At 50.4% G+C, this 21,046-nt stretch carries 10 protein-coding genes; 2 read left to right on the top strand and 8 right to left on the bottom strand.

Annotated elements, in window-relative coordinates; genetic code table 11:
* The coding region (locus HMPREF0670_RS08480) for a hypothetical protein (RefSeq protein ID WP_083786808.1) at nucleotides 1-369 on the top strand (369 nt) is incomplete at its 5' end.
* Between the two features lie 718 nt (nucleotides 370-1,087).
* Nucleotides 1,088-1,834, top strand: a complete 747-nt coding sequence (locus HMPREF0670_RS08485; RefSeq protein ID WP_009230753.1) for a class I SAM-dependent methyltransferase — start codon at nucleotides 1,088-1,090, stop codon at nucleotides 1,832-1,834.
* A 1,641-nt stretch (nucleotides 1,835-3,475) separates the two neighbouring features.
* Here HMPREF0670_RS08485 and HMPREF0670_RS08495 read toward each other — a convergent pair.
* From HMPREF0670_RS08495 to HMPREF0670_RS08535, 8 genes are all read right to left on the bottom strand, one after another.
* Nucleotides 3,476-6,310: a M16 family metallopeptidase gene (locus HMPREF0670_RS08495; RefSeq protein ID WP_009230754.1), complete on the bottom strand. Its 2,835-nt coding sequence runs from the start codon at nucleotides 6,308-6,310 to the stop codon at nucleotides 3,476-3,478.
* A gap of 6 nt (nucleotides 6,311-6,316) precedes the next feature.
* Nucleotides 6,317-7,621: a thioredoxin family protein gene (locus HMPREF0670_RS08500; protein WP_044077993.1), complete on the bottom strand. Its 1,305-nt coding sequence runs from the start codon at nucleotides 7,619-7,621 to the stop codon at nucleotides 6,317-6,319.
* A gap of 4 nt (nucleotides 7,622-7,625) precedes the next feature.
* Entirely contained in the window at nucleotides 7,626-8,114 is a 489-nt protein-coding gene (locus HMPREF0670_RS08505) for a hypothetical protein (protein WP_009230756.1), read from the bottom strand.
* A gap of 3 nt (nucleotides 8,115-8,117) precedes the next feature.
* Complete coding sequence (locus HMPREF0670_RS08510) at nucleotides 8,118-8,747, bottom strand: hypothetical protein (protein ID WP_044078076.1); 630 nt, start codon at nucleotides 8,745-8,747, stop codon at nucleotides 8,118-8,120.
* 82 nt (nucleotides 8,748-8,829) lie between these two features.
* Complete coding sequence (locus HMPREF0670_RS08515; protein ID WP_009230758.1) at nucleotides 8,830-10,380, bottom strand: RagB/SusD family nutrient uptake outer membrane protein; 1,551 nt, start codon at nucleotides 10,378-10,380, stop codon at nucleotides 8,830-8,832.
* A 4-nt stretch (nucleotides 10,381-10,384) separates the two neighbouring features.
* Nucleotides 10,385-13,849 (bottom strand): SusC/RagA family TonB-linked outer membrane protein, encoded by a 3,465-nt coding sequence (locus tag HMPREF0670_RS08520; protein ID WP_052296871.1) that lies wholly within the window; start codon nucleotides 13,847-13,849, stop codon nucleotides 10,385-10,387.
* 1,529 nt (nucleotides 13,850-15,378) lie between these two features.
* Nucleotides 15,379-15,603 (bottom strand): hypothetical protein, encoded by a 225-nt coding sequence (locus tag HMPREF0670_RS08530; protein WP_044077995.1) that lies wholly within the window; start codon nucleotides 15,601-15,603, stop codon nucleotides 15,379-15,381.
* Between the two features lie 390 nt (nucleotides 15,604-15,993).
* Entirely contained in the window at nucleotides 15,994-20,700 is a 4,707-nt protein-coding gene (locus HMPREF0670_RS08535; RefSeq protein ID WP_044077996.1) for an alpha-N-acetylglucosaminidase TIM-barrel domain-containing protein, read from the bottom strand.
* Nucleotides 20,701-21,046: the final 346 nt, after the last annotated feature.

Here is a 21,046-nt window from a genome sequence, read left to right on the forward strand (position 1 = left end):
AACAAACAAACGAAACTAAGCATTGAACTGGGGAAAGATGGGGTTGCCCAATGTAAGGTGGAAGACGTAAAGGACAATTGCGCCATACGAGAACGAGTGATAAATGTTACCTGCGAGGGCAATCAAATTACCTTAGTTGTTCATCATAAGGAACGCTTTGAAGTGTTGGCAGATTGCATCTGTATGTACGACGTTGACTTTAAGATGAGCAAACTCTCCCAAGGCGATTATCATCTTAAAGTGTATTATGCAGGAAGTGTCGTTAAATACGATAAGGAAAGCCTCGTGTACGATGGGGAGATAAGGCTTGTGTCGGGCAAGGTAACACAAGTAACGTTAAGAAGTGGGGTTCCGTTGCCTGTTGATTAACCCCTAATCGGTCGCTCAGGCCGCTTACCAATTGTTTTAGGTTGTTTCCGTTGTTTCATGCTCATCTTTCGTTTGCTTGTCGGCATCTTGCCTGTCTTATCCTCTTGCCGTAGCCCGCTATGCCTTCAGGAATAAGACAGACAAGGTGCTCAACAATACACAATATCTGCACAGACCCTTAACGGCCGATTTGGGTTAAAGCTTCCGTTAGGGGTTTTCCTCTGTACTTTTGCAAAGACTTTTATCTTAGGTGGGTTCTGTTATTTACGTTCAATGGCTCTTAAATCTTATGGCTGATGCCCCTTTTCAGACCGGCATTACGTGTTTTGCAATTAAGAAAATGGTCAGCACGGTTAGGCAAAACCAAGCCATAAAGGTAATTAACAGCATCCACCCACCTTTATCTGCCTATCTTCTTCGCCTCTTTCCGTTCTTATTTTTGTTCTGCACCTGCTGGAAACAAACGATGTGGCACATTCCATGAACAAACACACAACGTTTAAGGGCGAAGAACTTGCTTGTTGTTATTTTTCTTTTTACCTTTGCATCATAGTGATAATGTTTCCCAAAGCCACATCACCATGCGCTTGTGCGTGCTGTGTTGGGCTATGGGAGACGTATCATTCATAAGGCGAGAGAGCCATTACGGCGGTTCTTTGGCCTGTTGCAACGACCGATTAAAAGAGAAACGTGTACAACATAACAACACATCATCATTATGGCAGCAGATATATCAACATGGTTGAAACCCGAAGTTAAGGCAGAAGGTTTAAAACAAGAGGGCGGCATCTTCGTGTATATGGATAACGACTTTGTTAGTGGGGATAACCACAAGTACATGAAGATGTACGATTGGATGTCTTACGTTTACGATTTTGGAGAGAAATGGCTAGGGCGGCTTAAATATGGCGGAGCTATCGACCAATTGCGCTCCCAGCTGATGAGCCGTTTGGAGTGGCGAAACAACATCTCCGTGCTATACGTATCTATTGGTACGGGAGCCGACTTGCACCATCTTCCGCAGGGTGTCGACCTTAAAACGATGGAGTTGGTGGGTGCCGACATTTCGTTGGGCATGCTTAAGCGGTGCAAAAAGAAGTGGCAGAAGAAAACAAACTTAACGCTTGTGCAATGTCCTGCCGAACAACTGCCTTTTGCCGACAATGCTTTCGACCTTGTTTTCCACAACGGAGCCATCAACTTCTTTAACGATAAGGCTCGTGCAATGAACGAAATGCTGAGGGTAGCCAAACCTGGTAGTAAGATTCTTGTTGCCGACGAGACGGCCGACTTTGTGGAGTCGCAGTATAAGAAAAGCGTTTTCTCTAAGTCGTATTTCGATGGTAAGACGGTAGACTTGCACGAAATGGAGCAATGTGTTCCGCCACAGGCTGAAGACAAGCAAACAGAACTGTTTTGGAACAACAGGTTTTATGGCATCACGTTTAGGAAAAGCAGAGGTTAGATGGCTGCGCCCTTTAAAGGTGAAAAATTGAAAGGGCTTATAAAGGTGAGAAGGTGAAAGGGCTTATAAAGGTGAAAAGGTGAAAAGGTGAAAAGGTGAAGGGGGTGAAAAGATGGCTGCGCACCACCGATGAACAAACAGACCTAATGTTGTTAAATAGCTAGGATAACTAGAATAGCTAGGATAACTAGAATAACCAGGAGAACTAGAAGAGCTAGAAAACCTAGGATAACTAGAATAGCTAGGATAACTAGAGAATCTAAGAAAACTAGAGAAACTAGACAACCAGAAAAACAAGACAGCCAGATAACCTAGATAAACCATCCCGACCAGCTTACTAAACCTAACGCTTACTAACCCCAAAAATGTCTTGTTTTTAGTGCGGATTTTAACATTATGAGTACCCTTTTTATCCACCAATCGTTTGCCAGCGTGCAAATAATCGATTCTCGCGGGGGGTTGTTTTGATGCAAAAGGAGGCTGGTTTGTGAATGCAACAAAATGAATATTTATTTGAAGGGGTCGCCATTTACACCTGTTTTGGGGCTATTTGCTGCTAAATGTGGTGCAATATGCCGCTAAATACAGTGCGTTTTGGTGCAAAACGCAGTGCGTTTTGGTGCTAAATGCAAGGTAAAATGGTACAAAACGCAAGGTAAAATGGTGCAAAACGCAGTGCAAAATGCTGCTAAACGCAAGATGAAAGGCATAAATATTCACGGCAATGGAATAAACAAAACCTTTTATCACCACCAAAATCATCGCTGAAAAGAGTGAAATAGTGGTTAAAAGGTACGTTTTTAGGGGCTAAAAGCGTGTAATTGGACTTGAAAAATTTCGAGCTTACAACCAAACTAGAAAGGCTAAATGGTGCAAAATGCAGGTTGTATGCTTAAAAACGGACAATTTAAAAGACGTGAAAGGCTATAAAAAGTGCCGATTTACCTACTTTATGGCCTCTATTTTCGCTAGAACGGTGCGAAAATTAGTGCGGTATTGTAAAATAAAAGATAGCAATTTAAGTTTTTAAGTTGATGGTTTTTTGAGTTCGTAAGTTTGTGCGTTGATGGGTTCGTGAGTTTTTGAGTTGGTAGGTTTGTGAGTTTGTGCGTTGATGAGTTTGTGAGTTTTTAAGTTGATAAGTTTTTGAGTTGATGGTTTTTGAGTTGATGAGTTGGTAAGTTTTTGAGTTAATGAGTTTTTAAGTTAATGTGCTCGTGGGTCTGTGAGTTGATGATTTTTTGAGCTGACGAGTTTGTTGTGTACTGATGTTATAGTCAAACATAATTGGTTATAGCCAAACATGATTGGTTTTTGGAAAGCCATAGTTGCATCGTAAGCAAACCAAAGTGTTCCTTCTCTCTGTGTAAGGCTTTGTTGATGGCGAGGCTACACACGTATTTCATTCTTATAAAAACAATTACCCCAAGGCAATTCTGTTTGATTATCATTCTGTGCAGGTAAATGTTGAATGCCGTTCTAAACAACCGTAGGTAATGCGTTTTGTCGCAACGTGGTTGAGAGTGGCGTTGCCTTGTTTGGGAAAAACAAATCGGCGTTCGCATCTCTTTATCAGAATGCGAACGCCGATTTTAGGTTGTTTGCTATAACGTTTATCGTGTATTGCGCATGTGCTTGTGGTTAGCTTAGCTTGCCCTCGTGCACAATGGCCTGCACAACAATTTCGCGTTTCACGGCATTGTTGAGTATCTTAGCTGCAACGGCCGAAACGTCGGCAGGCGTTAGGGTGCTGAAAATGGGGTCGACGGCTGCGCTCTCTTCGGGCGTTATGGTCTCGCCCGTTTGGGCATATATGCCTAATGTACCCATCCACAACATGGGATTGGTAGCCATTTCGGGCGAGGCAGGCGTTTGTTCGTCTACCGCCAAGGGCACAACTGCGGCCTTAAACTCGTCGGCCGAGAACTTGCCAAGGCGTACATCGTCGAGCAATGCCTTTACCTGAGCCAGCGCAGTGGAAACAGATGCACGCGCTGTTGACAGGTGTATGCTGAGTGTCTCGGCTGTTTCGGGTTCCGAAACGTAGTCGGCCTTCACGCCAACCGTGTAAGTTAGGTGCTGTTTCTCGCGCAACTCGTCGAAATACTTAGTTTCCAAGATGCCGCGCATCACTTGGAATGCGGCTCGCTCCTTGTCGGTTAGGCGCAGGTTGTTGGCAAACGACAGCTCAATTTCGGCCAAGTCGCCCTGCATTTCCACGTTGAAGGTGCGCTTGATGAGTGGCTCTTTCGATGCAAAGTTCATGGCCGTGGGTGCTGGCAACGTTTGTTTGGGGTCGCCTTTGAGCGATGCCAGATAACGTGTTACCAGATTTTTGGCCTGCACTTCGGGCATGTCGCCAACGATGAAGTAGGTGTAGCGCGCTGCATTGCCAAAGTGGGCGAAGAACTGCGAGGGCAATTCGTTGAACTGCATGCGGTCGAAGAAGGCCTCGTCTTGTTCGGGGTTGGCCTCCGAGGGCGGGAACAGCAGTCGGCGAATAGAGTCTTGTGCTGCATCCATACCTTCGAGCGAGCGGTTGGCGTAGAGATACTTGCTGCGCTGAACATACTTTGAGAACACGCTTTGAGAGAAGTCGTGGCGCGACAATATGAGATTGAGGTAACCGAAGAAGTTGTCGGCTTGCGCAACGGGTGCACTGCCCGACAAGTCGTCGGAGTAGTCGCCAGGCGACATGGTAAGGTCAATGTCTTTGCCTTGCAGCCATGATGCCAGTTGGTTGCGGTTGTATCCGCCCACGCCCGTTTGCATCAGCTGATTGCGCATGCCCATGTAGCTGGGCAATTGTTGGGGCGTAACGGCAGCGCGTCCGCCGGGAGCTGTGGCCGAGAAAAAGAGCATTCCTTTGGCTTGCGGCAGGTACTTGTAGATTACGCGTGCGCCGTTAGACAGTTTCCATTCCTTGGCGGCAAGCTTAGATATGGCCTTTTCGCTTACAATCTTACCTGCAACGATGTGGCTGAGGTCGAGTTTGGTCAGTGTGTTGTCTGGTGCAACGCCTATGGATGGCGTCTCACTGCTTTTTAATGCCGCGAGGAAAGTGCCCTCTGATAGGTCTAACTCGTTGGGTTTACGCTCGTAGGTGATGAAAGCCAAGTTGTTATGGTCGAGCAATTTGGCCACCCAGGCGTTAAAATCTTCCACTTCTTGTTCAACCAGCACTTCGATATTGCGCTGAATTTGCTCGCGGAAGTCGCTGATGGGCGTTCCGTAAAGGAAGTTTTGTTTCATCAGGTTGAACACATTGTCGGGCGTTCCCAGTCCCTTAGCCTCCAAAGCATCCTTCATTCCTTGGTACATTTCGCTCTTTTCGGCCTCGAATTCCTTACTCGAAAAGCCTTCGCTTGCTATTGCTCCCCTTACGTCGAGCAGCTGTTGCATGGCCTGATGCGCGTTGTTGGCATAGGGAACAACATCCCATGCCACCTGCGCAAAGCCGCGTACGAGGGGCGAAAGGCTTACGGATGCCGCAATGAAGGTTTCGGCATCGGCATTTTTAAGACGGGCAAAGCGGCGTGGCGCCAAGGTGTTGAATATGCGCGTGAAAAGGAAATTGCGCGTGCCTTCCTCGGAATTGGGGTTGTTAGGCAGGCGCACACGTTGGTAAAGACCAAACGAGGGACTCTTGTTTTCCTTGTCAACGAACTGCATGTACAGCGGTTGAGCATTGTCGCCGATTTTACGGAGTTCGGCATCGTAGGGTGTTGCCTTCTTGGGGAGCGACGAGAGGGTGGCTTTGAGGGTGCGTTCGGCTTGGTCGAGGTTTACATCTCCTATGATAGCTACGAACTGCAACTGCGGTCTGTACCACGTATCGTAGAAAGTGCGCACGTCTTTGGGTGTGAAGGAGCGTAGGCGAGCCTCGTTGCCAATGACGTTGCGGTAGGCATACTTCGAGTAGTTGTACATCACTCGTGCCGTGCTGTCGGTGATGCGGCGGTCTATTCCCTCACGTCTGCGCCATTCTTCCATAATAATTCCGCGTTCTTTTTCAACGTCGGCGGGCTGTATCTTGATGCCATGACACCAGTCTTTGAGCAGCAAGTACATCTTGCCCATCAGCTGTGCGTTGGCCGTTGGCACGTTGTGTACGGCATAACGCGTATCATCCACACCCGTAAAGGCCTCGAAGTCGGTTAGCCCATTGGCTTTAAGGAAAGCCATAACGCCCCCAGGGAAGTTGTCGGTGGCATTAAAGGCCAAGTGTTCCAGCGCGTGAGCCAAGCCCGTTTGGTTGTCGGCCTCGTTCACTGCTCCCACGTTTTGGTAAAGATAGAACTGTGCCTCGCCCGGCGTTGAGCCGTCGTTATATATATAATAGGTAAGCCCGTTGGGCAACTTACCCGTTCTTAGTACCTCGCTTTGGGCGTAGGCCTGTTGCGCCAAGCCGATAGTGGCAAGGCACAACATGGCCGTACGCATGCGTCGCGTTAGGTTTCTTAGCGTTGTGTTCATACGGACTTACTTTTCTAGCAGTTCCAAAGTGGCCAGCTTATGCTTGATGGCGTTCTGCACCATAGCTTGCGGCATCTCCATGTTCTGCATTCTTAGCGACTCGGCATAGCCTTGGTTGTAGCACTCGCGGGCCTTAGCGTAGTTTTTCAGCTCACGATACGAGTCGCCAATCATCACGAGATAGTTTACGCGTTCCATCACAGCCTCTTCGGCTTTCAATGCTTGTTCCACCCATTCGATGGCTTGTTTGTGGTCGTCGGCCGTCAGTTTCTTGCCGGCAGCGTTGTAAAGGTCTTGTGCAGCCTTACCATAATCGGCCGGCGCAACCTTGTCGCCCATCTTCTGCAAGAGGGTTTTCATGTCGCGAATGTAGCCTTTCACGTCCTTATTCTTATAAAGGTTGTACAGCGCATCGTAGTAAAGCTTTGCCCTTTCGTAGGCGGGCAGGGTGGGCAGAGCTGCAACTTCGTATGCCTTAGCATACTCGTTCTTTATCTTTTCCACGTATTGCTTGTACTTGTCGCTGCCTTCTTTCACCAGTTCTTCGGCCCAAGCATCATTGGCCATCACCACATAGTAGGCTGCGGGCGTGCCAATGGCCGCCTTCCACGCGTCTAGGTTCTGGTTGATAAAGTCAACCATCTCTTGCTTATGCGCCTTATCGTCGTTTCCTTCAAGGTTGTAGATAATGGCGTAGTCGTCTTTGTTGATGAGTTTCGGACCTTTTTTGGCGGCGATATAGCCCTTGTAAAGCTTCTGAATGCGCACAACCCACTTGTCGGCATCCATTCCTTCTTGCGCTGCAAGGAAGTTCGGAGCCTTCATCAGCATCTGTTGTTGCACTTCCAGGTCGTTGGGGTTCTTCTTATACTCGTCGTAAAGTTGTTCAAAACTAACGCCCTCGCCGGCCACAACCTTGGCCGCTTCAAGCAAATCCTCTTTTCCAAGAGCGCCAACGTTCACGCCAATGGTTCGTCCATCGGGCGCAATGAAGGCCACAGTGGGGTAGGCCTCCACCTTATATTGCTTGGCAATCTCCTTGTTTTCGGGCTTTTCGGCATCAACTTGCAAGCTGATAAAGCGCGGATTGAAGTATTCGCCCACTTCGGGGAGCGTGAAAACCTCCTTGGCCATGCGCTTACAGGGCACGCACCATGTGGCGTAGAAGTCTACAAAGAGGGGTTTGTTTTGCTTTTTAGCCTCGGCCAAGGCTTCGTTAAACGAACCCTTGAAGAACGTTATGCCTTGTTCGCCCTGTGCCTTGCATAGCAGGGCCAGCATCATGAGGGGCAATAATATCAGTCGTTTCATATCTTTATGGGTTTTGTTGTTCTGGTTCGGGCTCGTCAACGCCAACGATGATGGTGTAAACATCGTCGATGGTTTTCGAATGCCCATCGTTATAAACTCTTAGCGAGAGGGTGTAACGTCCGCTGGTTGGCAGTTCGGCCACGCCTTCTTGCATCAATACAATCATACCACCGTCTACTTTAAGCAGTCCCTTTTGGGCTAATGCTTTAAACTTTTCAGCATCTCCGCCTTCGGTGGCCTTAACGTCGGCCAGTTCGTAGTTGATGGGGTTGGTGCCCGCTACTCCCTGTATGCGATACGACACCCAGGGGCGATGGTCGTTATAGCGTGGGGTGCTGGCGTGTGGGTTGTGGTACACGTTGAGCGTGTCGGGGCTGAACGATGCGCCCTCCGTTCGTAGAAATCCTACGGGCATGGTGTTGCAAGCAGCCACCGCCATGACGATGAAGGCCACTGCAAAGAGCGCGCGAGCCAAATTATATATCTTCTTCATGTGTTAAAAGTCGCTTAGTCTGAAATCATAATCCATTGAATGCACCACGCCTGTGAGCGTTTGAATGTTGCTAGATGCCACGGTACTCTCCTTACTTGCATCTAACGAGGTGACGTAAATCCGCTTAGGACCTGCACCTGGCACGCCGTTGTATGTGTCGTTGAAGGTGTAAATCCAGAATTTCTTGCCCGATGCCATGTCGAACGTTTCGCCACCAGTGCCGATAAGCACGTTGGGGTCGCTGCTTTTTCGTCCGGGTTTAAAGTCGTCGAGCATCTTGTGCTTGGCAAGCAGGCCGTTAAGCACAAATGCCTTGCAGTCGTCTACGGGTATTTCGTCAACGGTTTTCATGCCGTTTGCCAAGAGATAGGCGCGTATGCTGTTGCTGGTAGCGCCAAAATAGGTGATGTCTTTGCCGTAAGAGCTGGTTCCTTTGAACACGTCTTCTAGTCCGGCGCGCGTTATCATCTCTTGTAACAGTTTCCAATTGTAGGGGTCTTTGCTGAAATAGTCCCACATTGTGCAGTCGTGCACGCCGTAAGCCTCGCCCGTATCTTCGAAATTGTATTGCGTGCAACTCACCGAAACAAGTGTCAGCAAGCATGCCGCAACGAAAAATTTAATGCGTTTCATTTTCATTCTTTCTGTTTTGGGCCGCCGTTCTTTACTTGTTGTTGCAGCGGCCGCGGTTAGGAAATGTTGCTTGTTACCTTGCTTATTCGTATCGTTGCCAATACGTTTTTTGGCGGATAAGCTTGTTAATGGGGTTTCCGTTCTTATCTGTCTTGGCATCGGTGGGCAGTGGTAGGCCCAAAGCACCGCCGCGCATGTCGTTCAACGTAAGGGTGGTGAACTTGCCAGTCAGCTCGTCCTTGATGTAATTGTTGCGGATGATGTCGGCGTAACGGGCATCGTTCTCGGCGATAAATTCGCGTTCGCGTTCGCGGAAGATGGCTTTGCGCAGTCCCTTGGTGTCGTTGGCCGAGGGATAAGCGGTGGCTCCTGCACGATTGCGAATAACGTTGAGGTCGGCAATGGCCTGCCCTTCGTTGCCTAGCTTGGCCGCACATTCTGCACGGAGCAGGTAGAAGTCGGCCAAACGCCAGTACACGTAGTCGGCATTTATCGAGCGATATAGCTTACCCGACGGAGCTGTTTGGTCGGGGTCGATAACAGCTGTGCGGAACTTGTAGGGTATGGCGTAGTTGTGGCCGCCAACAGTGTGGTCCGTATCAAACTTGTAGAAGAAAGCCGTGCGGCGCAAGTCGCCTGCATCGGGGTACAGCTTGCTGATGGTTTCCTTGTAAAGTTTAAACCTTGGACGGCTAGCAATGTCGGCCAGCGTTTGTGTTTCGTCTACCGGCCAACTTACAAAGCCTTCGGCCACTTTGTTGGGCGAGAACGTTTGACCCGAACGTGCTTTGTCGTATAAAAAGCTGAATATGGCCTCGGGGTTGGTCTTTTCGGGTGCCGAGAAACATTGGCAAAGCTCTTCTGGTGTGCTGCAAAGGCTGTAATCGCCCACCTGTTTGTTTATCAGCATGGTGGAATACTCCATCGACTTGGTGTAAGCGGCCTGTGCGTCGCCCTCCAATTTCATCAGTTCGATGATGCTTCCTTTCCAGGCATAGAGGTGTGCCAGCAGTGCAGCGCATGTTCCTTTCGATGCCGTTTGCCTGTTGGTAATGGGCGTTCCGTCCATCTTACGCAGCTTATCGTAGGTGGGCAGCATGTTGAAAGCCTTTGTGGCGTGGTCGATGGCCGCGTTTATCACGTCTATTCGCGACGAAGTGGCGTATTCCTTAATCACGTAAGAATTCTCGGTGATAACCGCGTCGTCGAAACGTTGCGCCAAAAGGAAGTAACAAAAGCCCAAACCAAACTCTGCTTGCCCCAAGTAGTGGTTGCGGCGGTCGTCGGTAAGGCCCTTTGCCCGGTGGATATTGTCCACAATCACGTTAGATGCAAAGACGATGTCGTAGAGTTCTTTCCACGATTCGTTTTGCCCAATAATCCGTCTTGGGTTCCAGCGGCGTACCTCCATGTCATCTTGCAGCGTGTCGGCAAACACTCCCACGGTGGTAAACGTGTTGTTGTTGGGTGCGTAGATGTTGATAAAGTATTCAACCGAGGCGGTGGCAGAGTTCACTCCTGCCTCGTTGTTGAACGCTGTGTCGTATGTTTGCGCATTCTCTGGCAGTATGTCTAGGCTGCAAGACGTTAGTGTGCATGCCAAGAGTAGCGTTGCGATGCTTATTTTTTTCATCTTTCTAGAATTTCATGTTGAAACCAAATGTAAGTTTGCGGTTTAGCGGATACTGCGAACCATCGTCCTTGCCCGTATATGGGTCGATAACTTCGGGGTCCAAACCAGAGTAGTTGGTGAGCATGAAGAGATTTTCGCCCGATAGGTACACGTTGATGCTCTTTATGAATTTAGACTTGAACCACGTTGCGGGAAGTGTGTAGCCCAACACCAGTTGTTTCAACCTAACGAAACTGATATTCTCGATGTTCGAGTCTACATTGCCGTCGAAGTGTCCCAAGTAGCCTGGGTCGGCAAACTCTAAGGAGGGCTTAGTGGCGTTGGGATTGTCTTTGCTCCAATATTCGTTGGCTCTGAAATGGGCCATCAGGGGGTTAACGCTCTTGTTAAAGGTGAACGCACTGTTTTGAACCATGTTCATAACCTTGCGGCCAAGCACGTAGCTAAACAGCACGTCTACGTTAAAGCCCTTCCAGTCTAGGTGTCCATTGACGCCGCCGTAGGCTGTTGGCAGGGTGCTACCAGCATAATACAGGTCGCTGTTGTCTATCTTACCATCCTTGTTTTGGTCCTTAATCTTCCTTCCGCCCACGCGCAAGGGATAGTTAGGGTTGCCAAAGTAGAGGGGCAAGCGCGAGCCAGTCTGACTATAATAGTATGGTATCTGGCTCTCGTCTTTTACTATTCCCTCGTCTTGGTAGGTGTAAATGCCGTAAACGGGTCGGCCCAGCACCTTGTCGTTCAGGTCTTCGCCGTTATCTGTCTTGCGGAAAAGGTTGCGGTTGTGCGACACATTGAGACCAACACTCAGGTTAAGGTCCTTACTGCGGATAAGGTCGGCTTGCACGTCAAACTCGATACCTTCGTTAGAGATGGCCGAAACGTTGTCCCAAACCTTGCCTGTATAGAAGAAGTTGCCCGGCAAGTATTTTTCCATAAGCAAGTTGCTTGAATACTTGTAATAGTAGTCGAGCTTGAATTTCAGTCTATAATCCAACACTTGCAGGTCGAGGCCCACATCGTACTGGTCGCTCTTCTCCCAAGTAAGGTTTGGATTGGCCAATGCGGCGGGAACCAATCCCGCAGTGCCGTTAAACACGTCGGTTTCTGAAAGTGTGCCCAATGCCAGGTAAGGCTCTTGGAACTTCTGGCCCGAACGTCCCCACGAAGCGCGCAGCTTGGCAAAGCTAAGCCACCACAGCTTTTTCATGAAACGCTCTTCGCTGAACGCCCAACCCAAGCCCACTGAGGGGAATGTGCCCCAACGAACATTGCTGCCAAAGACCGAAGAACCGTCGCGGCGAACAGAGAACTCGCCCAAATACTTCTTCTTGTAGCCATAGGCGGCACGTCCAAGGAAACTGAGCATGGCCTGATCTTCCTTGTTCGAGTCGAAGTTTCTCGCAGGTTTGGCCTGTCCGCTGATGTCTTTAAGCAGTGTGGGCCACCCCTCGCCAACGTATTTCACCTGGTTGGTGGGGCCACCCTTAGCCCATCCGCCGATGGTTTGCATCAAATCGTAGTTGTAAGTAATACCAGCCATCAGCTCCAACTTATGGTCTTGGGGCAAAGGCGCATTGTATGTGGCAATGTTTTCGGTTTGAAGGTTGGTCATTGCAGCGTTCGAACCGCGCGCCTCCGACAGGTTGTCGTACATCAAATAGCTGGGGCGGAAGATGTAAACGCGCGTGAAATAGTGGTCGATCGAAGCTGTGGAGGTAAGCCTCAAACCCTTTATGGGCGAATAGTTAAGACCTCCGTTCAGGCGTAAGTTGTAGTTCGAGTTGGTTTGGTCTACATCGCGCAGTTGTTTCACCGCCTCGCGTTCGGCCGTGCTGCCTTTGCCGGGCAGCACACTGGGCGTTTGCTTGGGGTCGAAGGTTAGTCCCTGCACGCGTCCGCCCGAACCAGCACTTTGGTTGGTGTAAGCCATGTTCAAACGTATAAATACATCGAGCTTGGTAGAAAGCTTGAAGTCGAGGTTTGTGAGCAAGCTGTAACGGCGGAAGTTGGAGTTAATCATAATACCCGTTTCGTCGTACACGCCTGCATTGGCCATGTAGCGCATGTTTTCGGTACCGCCGGCCAGTTGCACGTCGGCTTTGGTAACACGTCCCAACCTAAAACCATACTTCCACCAGTTGGTTCGGTTGTTATAGAAGGTGTTCAGCGAGTCTTGCATGATGGGATTAATCTTCCTGTCGCCACTCATCACGTTTCCATTGCGCCACAGGTAGTCCATACCTCCGTCAAGGTCGTCGCCCCATCCCCATGTGTCTGCATAGTCGTTAGGCATCACAATGCGGTCGGTTGTGGGGTCGTAGTGTGCCGAGCGGTATTTCTTGGCCAGCATCAGGGCAATGTCGCGTTCGGCCTTTCCAATGGTTTGTTTGGGCGTTGCGGGCAACCACGACATGGATTGCGATACGTTTACCTGTATTTCGTTGCGCCCGGCCTTACCCTTTTTGGTGGTGATGAGGATAACGCCGTTACCTGCACGCGAACCATAGAGCGATGCCGAGGCGGCATCTTTCAGCACTTGCACGCTCTCGATACTGGATGGGTCCAGTCCGGCAAGGGCGTTAATGCCACCCATGTTTTGGGGGTCGTTGGCCACGGGCACGCCGTCTACCACGTAAAGCGGCGTTCCATCGTTCGCGCCTTGCTGGTTGAGCGAGCTAAATCCACGTATGGTTACCTTCGAACCGCCACCACCTGGCGAACCAGACAGGTTGGTAACGTCTACACCGGCTATGCGTCCTTGCAGCAAGTTTTCAAGACTAGGCGAGGGCACTTTCTGCAAATCCTCTGCTTTTACCGAGCCAATGGCTCCCACTTGCTCGCGTGTGTTACGCTTACCATAGGCAATGACGGCCACTTCGCCCAGCATTTTTTCTGCCGAAGGCAACAGCACGCTCAACTCGCGGCGCGCATCATACTTCACGGTCTTGGTGTCGAAACCCACGCTCGATATGGTTACGTTGCCCTCTTGGCGGTCTACTTTCATGGTAAAGTGCCCGTCTAGGTCGGTGGTTGTGCCTTGGGTAGTGCCTTTAATCTGCACGGTGGCAAACGAAACGGGCTGTCCGTCCTTGTCTTTCACAAGTCCTTTAAGGGTAAAAGCCGTTTCTTTGTGTTGTTCCATGCGGTAGACGTTGATTTTCTTTCCGTCTACGTTGTAGGCGAAAGCGGTTCTGGCCAGCAAGCTTTGCACGGCTTGCAAGGCATCTACGTTTTCAAAAGAGATAGTTACCGTCAACGTGTCGTTTCGCACGTCGTCGGTGTAAGTTACTTCGTAGTCGCCTTGTCGCCCCACGAAATCGAGGATGCTGGCTAGCGGCTTGTCCTTAAACGATACCGAGATGCGCTTGCCCTGAGTCTGGGCTATTGCCTCGGTGGGTAGGAGTGTGGCCAAGGCCAAGGCTCCTAAGAACACTGCAAGTAGATAGCGTTTCAGATGTATTGCCATACAATTAGTTTATAAAGAGTGATGATATTTAATGAAATACAGGTAAGACATTGATTAAATTACCGCTTGTTTAACGAACAAAGGCCATACAAACGGCACGTTGTACGATTGTAGTTTCAAGGCGGCAAATATAGTAAAAAAACCGCATAAAAATCAATCCGACAAAAAAATCTTCTTCATTTTTACCTTTTTTCACATCAAAAGGCGCACTTTTCTATCAACAAAAGGTTGAATAAACAGATGCAAAGCTAACAATTTGTGCAAACGATTGGCATGCTGTGAATGTGGAATTTAGCTTTCCGCGTAAGCCAGTTTTACGCCAAAACTACTTATGTTGCAGGTACGACGGGCAATAAATGTGATGTAAACGTTACTTGCTTTGCACCGCTACATGGCAAAATCGTCTTGACTTTTAATGTTTCCATAAATTAAAGCGGGGTTTATGGTCTTTATGATGCCGGCATACGATAAACACGCCGCACATGTGCGAAGCGCGGAACGAAGATGCGCTATAATATGAAGTTATGCCGCATTTGTCTGTGGCCAAACGGGGTTATGCCTCAAAAAAGGTTATCTGGTGGAAGCCCTTTCAACCCCTTCTTTACAAGTTGAAAGCATCTTTTCTGTGGCAGATAATGTGGAAAAAGTAAAGACGACTTCTTTATGTTTCTTATGTTCTTATGTCAAAATGGGCGCATTTAGGTCACAATACGAAAAGATGAACGATTAACTCGTTCACTTATCCACTCGTTAACCCTCCAATGGTTGTAAACTTTTCAGCAAGAAATTTAACACAATGAGTGCCCTTTTTGCCGCCAATCGTTCGCCTTGTCGCAAAAAATCGATTCTCGCGAGGGTTTGTGTCGGTGCAAAAAGGGGGTGGTTATAAATGCAGGCAAAATGAATTTTTATTTAAAATGGCTGCCCTTTGCACCTGTTTGGGGGCTATTTGCAGCAAAATAAAGTGCGTTTTGCCGCTAAACGCCTTGCGTTTTGGTGCAAAATACCTCGCGTTTTGGTGCAAAATGGAGTGCGTTTTGGTGCTAAATGCAAGGCGAAATGGTGCTAAATGCGAGACGAAAAGCATAAAAATCCACTGCAAATGGTATAAACAAAACCTTTTAGAACCACTAAAAGCATGGTACAAAAGGGCAAAACTACTATTAAAAAGTGGGATTTTAGGGGTAAAATGGGGGTAATTGGGTTTAAAAAATAATGAGCCGGCAACCAATCTAGAATGGCAAAATGGTGCAAAATGCAGGTTTTGGTCTTAAAAATAGACAAAACAAATGGGGTGAAAGGTTGGAAATAGTACCTATTTACCTACTTTAAGACCTATATTTTCGCTAGAATGGAGCGAAAATTAAAGCCGTATTGTAAAATTAAAATAACGATTTAAGTTTTTGAGTTGGTTAGTTTTTGAGTTTATGAGTTGGTGAGGTGATGAGTTGATTAGTTTGTAAGTTGGTGAGTTTATAAGTTGATAGGTTTTTGAGTTTGTAAGTAGTTTTCGGCGTAAAGGGCAACCATCAGCCTTTGGAAATGGTGTCGAAAAGGCGTTGTTCGGCGGTGGCAATGAGGTTGGCATCGTCGAAATGATGCTGGTATTTTAAGTCGAGAAAGGCGCAGCGAAGGGCAAAGAGCAAACGCAACCGCTTGCCAGAACCTGATGCCCAGCTTGCCAACTCGTGCATCTGCTGTGCATCGCAATGCCCCAAGAGGTATTCTTCAATGTTTAAATTCTTAATAGTCATGCTTATTATACAAGAGAGAGTTGTGCAACATGTAGTTACCCTGCACGCATAGGCCACACAGATGTGGGCACGGATGCGCGCGTTTTCTACATTGCCCTATTATCATTACAACCTAGAAGGCAAAACAACTTAAAAAGAAATACAGGAACAGCCAGCTTACAGACTTCAACCCCCAACTGGCCTCACCCACAATCGGCCTCACCCCCACTACCGGCCTCACCCCCAACCCCTCTCCAAGGGGAGAGGGGAGTGAAATGCCATGCAACTACAAAGTAAACGAATAGAAACAAAGCATATTACTCCCCTCTCCCCTTGGAGAGGGGTTGGGGGTGAGGCCGATTGTGGGTGAGGCCGGTAGTTGGGGCTTGTCAGCTCTATGTTAGATTGTCTTTACGGCGTTATTGGTGTTAGTTCCACATCAAACAAGCCATTTTCTTTCACCACAAGCGTTTCGGTGCGATAGCCGGCGAGGGCGAAACGGAGGGTGGAACCAATGCGGGCGGAGAGCGAATACTCGCCGCGAGCGTTGGTTTGCGCCGTCTTACCATCGGCCGTTACCTTTACGCCAACTAGCGGAAAGGCCTGAACGTTGCGCACTATGCCTGCAATGCGGATGGTTTTGCTTGTGGTGGGCGTGGCCTGCGGTGTGCGTTGGGTGTTTGTTTTAAACGTTGTGGGCGCGTTGTTGACAGACTTCTGTTGGGCGACGGACACCACGGTGAGCGTGTCGCGAAGGCGGATGTCGGCCGAGGAGGCACCAACAAGCAACTCGAATTGCCCTGGTTCTACCACGCGGCGCATGTTTCTATCGTGCAAATACAATTCGGCGATGGGCAAACGGAGGGCGAAATGTTGTTCTTTCTCTGGGCCAATGGCGGCCTTGTGGAACGCATAAAGCTGCTTTACGGGCGTGGCAACCGAACTTTTAAGGTCGCGAACATAAAGCTGGGCCACCTCCATTGCCGCGCGCTTACCCGTGTTGCGCACCACGAAACGCACCTCCACGGTGTCGGTTTCTACGGCCGTGCGACTGGAAAGTTGCAGCGCGCGATAGGCGAAAGCGGTGTAACTAAGGCCATGACCGAAGGCGTAGGCAGGGTAAGGGTCGGAAAAAACGTAGTCGCGCCCTGGCTTTTCGGGCGTGCCTTTCTTGTTGTAATAGCCCTTATCGGTAGGCAAGGCGTTGTAGTACACGGGCAGTTGACCCACGCTTTTGGGGAATGACACGGGCAAACGACCCGATGGCGAGAACTCGCCGAAGAGCATTCGGGCCAACGAAAGGCCTGCTTGTTCGCCGCCATACCATTGCACCACCAATGCACCAACACGATGTCGGAAACTCTCCATTACCAACGGCCGACCCGTTACCAGCACAACTACCAGCGGTTTGCCCAAGGCCACGAGGCTATCAACAAGTTGTTGTTGTGCGCCAGGGAGGGTTAGTTCGGACAAGTCGTAGCCTTCGCCACTGGTAGATGGTTGCGAGGCGCGTGCCAACAGCATGCTTTGCGTACCCACAACCGCGATGGTGAGGTCGGCTTGGGCTGCCAAACGAAGGGCATGAGGGATGGAATCGGTCTTGGGCGAGTAGTAGTCGCAACCGCGTTCGTAGTCTACCTGCACGCCTTTGCCCTGCAAGTACTGTCGAATACCTGCCAAAGGCGTGATGCCATAGCGATTGTCGGCCGTCCACGAATAGTCGCCAAACTGCACTTGATTGGCATTGGGACCCACCACGGCGATGCGTTTCAGCCTTTGGGCGTTAAGTGGCAGCAGGGCGTTGGGGTTTTCGAGCAACACCAAACTCTCGTCGGCCAACTGTCTAGCTGTGGCCACGGCCGCTGCGGTGTGTATGGCTTTGCGCCAGTTAAGGGTGTCGGGGCGGGCGTCTTCAAATAGTCCTGCGGCCAGCTTTGTGCGCAAAACGTTGGTCGCTGCGCTGTCTATCAGTGCGGCATCGAGTTCGCCTTGGTCCACCAACTGCTTGGCCGTGCGGTAGTAATCGCTGCCCGCTTCGAGGTCTATGCCGGCCTCGATGGCTTGTTTAGCGGCTTCGCGTTCGGTTTCGGCCGTGTGGTGGAAGTAGCGCAGCATGGGCACCGAGCCCCAATCGCTGTACACATAGCCGCGGAAATGCAGACTATCGCGCAACAACTGGCGCATGAAGAAGGGCGAGGAGGTGATGGCCTCGTTGTCGTAAGCACTGTAACAGTTCATCACCGATGCGGGAAGGGTGCGCGAAATGACGTGGGCAAAGGGACGAACGAAGACATCGAGCAACTCGCGACGGCCGCCTTTAACGGACGCGAGGTTTAGTCCGCCCTGCGGAGTGCCGTGCGCCACGAAGTGTTTCAGCGTGGGAATGCACCCCGCTTGCTGAATGCCCGTGGCGTAGGCCAAGCCCATTTGTGCCACAAGTAGGCGGTCTTCGCCGAAAGTTTCTTCCACCCGACCCCACCTAAGCTCGCGTGCGAGGTCGAGATCGGGCGCAAGTACCTGCCTTGCACCTATGGCGCGCATCTCTTGTCCCACGTGCTGGGCCATGCGTTGGATAAGCGGGGGGTTGAAAGTAGCCCCTTGTGCAATGGCTTGGGGAAAGATGGTGCAGCCGTCTTGCACGGCTCCGTGTATGCCTTCGAGCACGGGAATGAGCGGAATGCCCAGTCGGGTGCTGTCCATAGCGTGGCGTTGGATGGTGGAAACGGCCGCTAGATATTGCGCCGACGAGTAGGGGAAGGCCTCGAAACAGCCGAAACTAAGTCCGCCGGTGTGGTTGGTGCGCAGCTTTTGCAGGTTAACCGTGCCGTTGTCGTTATAGTGTTTGGCGTGTATGTGGCGTGTTTGGGCCAGTTTTTCGTCGAGCGTCATCCGCGGTAGCAGGTCGTTTAGTCGCGTTTCTACGTCTAAACTGGCGTTAAGGTAGGGCGGAACGATGGTTCGCAACACGCGTTGGGCCATCTGCACGGCATTACCTTGGGGCTTGGTGTTGATGGGTTGGGGCGTGTTGGCCCAGCGTTTCTCCATCTCGAAAAAGTCGATGGCAGGCGGATTGCCCGTGCCGATGGTGGCTTGCAGCCCGCGGAAAAAGGCTTGCCAGCGCGGAAGATAATAGGTGGAGAGCATGCCTGCCCACTCCTTGTTGGCGTAATCGTGCACCTTTGTGGCGGGGTCGTTGGGTCCCCAGTAGCTAATCAGGGTTTGCGCATTGAGCACGCACAGCTGGCGGTCGGCCGCGTTGGGGGCATATTGCGTGGCTTGTTGCAGCCAGTTGCCCAGCAGAAAGTGGCGATTGGTTTGCAGCAGACTGTCTTGCAGCATGATGAGGTGTTCGAAACGCCGTGTGGCCAGTTGCAGTTGTTCGGCGTTCTTCTGCTCGTAGGCTTGTACCACGTTGGCGTATGCCGTACGGGCGTAGTTGGCTAGCGACTGTCGGGCAAGGTCTACCAAGTCGTATTGGTATGTTTCGCTATTTCGTAGCGTTGGGGCAGCGGCAGCCTTTAAGAAGAGCCCCAAGGCGCGGTAAAGGTCGGCCGGTTGGTATTGCATTTGCTTGGGTCCCCATGTAGATACGCTGGTTACGCGTAGCGATGGGCGGGCGCAAAACACCGACTCGAACGTTCCTTCGCCCTTAATGGCAAACTCGCCATACACGGATTTGAGCATGATGCGCCATGCAGCGAGTAGGTCGGGATGAACTTCTCCGTAGCGATAGCCAAGGTATTGCACCAGCATACTATCTACATCGGGCGTTGCAGTGTGCCATGCGGTTTTTAAAGCCAAGTCGTACACCACGGGATTTGTGCCTATTCCCTCGGGCAAGATGCCTATTCCTTGCATCACACTGTCGACAGTTAGGGCCAAGGCGCGGTGTGGTTCGGCCACAACAACGGGCAATTGTCCGCCCATGTCGGTCTTTCCGCCGAAGTGGTTGACGCTACCCCAAAGCCAAGGTGTGCCCCCAAACTCGTCGGAACTTTCCCACGAGGCGGCAATTTCGCCGCTGAGGTTCACCAAGAGGGTGTGTTGCTTGTTGAGTGCACGCAGCAATTGGGGCGAGGGATTTTTGTTCCAACCCTGCAACACCCACTTGGCACGAGGAAAAAAACGTAGCATTTGGCGTTGAACTTGTGCGGCAACGCTGCCCACATCAACGCCCGTGGTTATGCCCCCTTCGTGAAAAAGGTCGCCGCCAAGAAACTCGAAGTCGGCCCCTAAAAGCTTGGTTAGACTTTGATAATAGGCCTCGGCCACCTTTTCGAACACGCCATCGCCATTGGGCAACAGCACGGCGGGCCGCTGAAAGCTGCCCCATTTGCCTTGCTCGATGATGTGCGCTTGGGGGAAACGCGCTTTTAAAAAGGTGGGCACGATGCCCGGAAACCCCTGCACCACGGGCTGTATGCCCAATTGGCGCATGCGTTGCAGCATCTGTCGTTGCTGTTGCAGGCGCAGGGCAATGAGGCTTTCGCTCATTGGTCCGCCCCAACCTTCGAGGTTTCCCATCAGCCACCAGGCGGTGTAAGCCGGTCCGGGGATGAATCGTTGAATGTCTTTCTGCCCGAAACCAAGCGTTTTAAGCGTTTCGGTCCATACTGCCTCCATGCCCAAAGGGGCCAGCATGAGGTTAACGCCGTTAAGCGCCATCCAATCTAATTCCCACTCGAAGTCGGCCCAACGATAAAAGGCGTAGCTGTAATTATAGGTGCAGTAGTTAAGGGCGTATCGGTATTTAAAAGGTGTGGTACGCCTAACGGTGCCTTGTATGGGCACTAGGCGGAAGTGGGTGGGCAGGTTGTTGCCGCATCGGGAGATGCTGATGTGGCAGTAGTTGTTGAGGTAATGGTTCAGCCCGACGGCCGCTGCCGAGGGCGAAGTGGCCTTTACCACGAGGCGTTTGCCTGGCGTTTGTAGTTCGAATGCCTCTTCGTGAGTGCCTGCGAGGGGCTGAAACACCACCTTGCCAACCATAAACGGAAAGCGGCGAGCCACCAGTTGGTGCACGCCGTTGTACGTGGCTGCCTCGCTGCGTGTGCTGAATGTGCAGGCTGCCAATATAATAAGTAGGGAGTTTATGAGTTGTTGAGCTTTCGAGTTCATGAGCTTTTGAACTTATAAGTTATTGAGTTGGGGTTGCGGTAAAAAAGAGATTGGTTCTGATTTTGTGTGCCAATAACTTCCTTTTCCCGTTAGATGATGCAGTACAAAGGCCTTTGTACTGCGGCTACAAGGCTCTTGTACTGCTACTACAAGGCGTTTGTAGTGGGGCTACAAGGCTCTTGTAGTGCGACTACAAGCTGCTTGTAGCCGAAAAAGACAATGGCAAATGCCACATCGTTTAGAAGTGATTGATTTCAAATCCGTATTTATTTTAACGTTATTTGCCAGCTCAAAAACTTATAAGTTCAGAAACAGAGCGGCTTAAAGGCCGATGGGCTAGCACCGC

Source organism: Prevotella sp. oral taxon 317 str. F0108, assembly GCF_000162415.1.
GTDB lineage: Bacteria > Bacteroidota > Bacteroidia > Bacteroidales > Bacteroidaceae > Prevotella > Prevotella conceptionensis.

Excerpts from the sequence above, each read along its gene's own strand:
- HMPREF0670_RS08485 (WP_009230753.1), top strand. The coding sequence starts at position 1,088 with ATGGCAGCAGATATATCAACATGGTTGAAACCCGAAGTTAAGGCAGAA.
- HMPREF0670_RS08535 (WP_044077996.1), bottom strand. The coding sequence starts at position 20,700 with ATGAACTCGAAAGCTCAACAACTCATAAACTCCCTACTTATTATATTG.
- HMPREF0670_RS08495 (WP_009230754.1), bottom strand. The coding sequence starts at position 6,310 with ATGAACACAACGCTAAGAAACCTAACGCGACGCATGCGTACGGCCATG.
- HMPREF0670_RS08510 (WP_044078076.1), bottom strand. The coding sequence starts at position 8,747 with ATGAAACGCATTAAATTTTTCGTTGCGGCATGCTTGCTGACACTTGTT.
- HMPREF0670_RS08520 (WP_052296871.1), bottom strand. The coding sequence starts at position 13,849 with ATGGCAATACATCTGAAACGCTATCTACTTGCAGTGTTCTTAGGAGCC.
- HMPREF0670_RS08515 (WP_009230758.1), bottom strand. The coding sequence starts at position 10,380 with ATGAAAAAAATAAGCATCGCAACGCTACTCTTGGCATGCACACTAACG.
- HMPREF0670_RS08505 (WP_009230756.1), bottom strand. The coding sequence starts at position 8,114 with ATGAAGAAGATATATAATTTGGCTCGCGCGCTCTTTGCAGTGGCCTTC.
- HMPREF0670_RS08500 (WP_044077993.1), bottom strand. The coding sequence starts at position 7,621 with ATGAAACGACTGATATTATTGCCCCTCATGATGCTGGCCCTGCTATGC.
- HMPREF0670_RS08530 (WP_044077995.1), bottom strand. The coding sequence starts at position 15,603 with ATGACTATTAAGAATTTAAACATTGAAGAATACCTCTTGGGGCATTGC.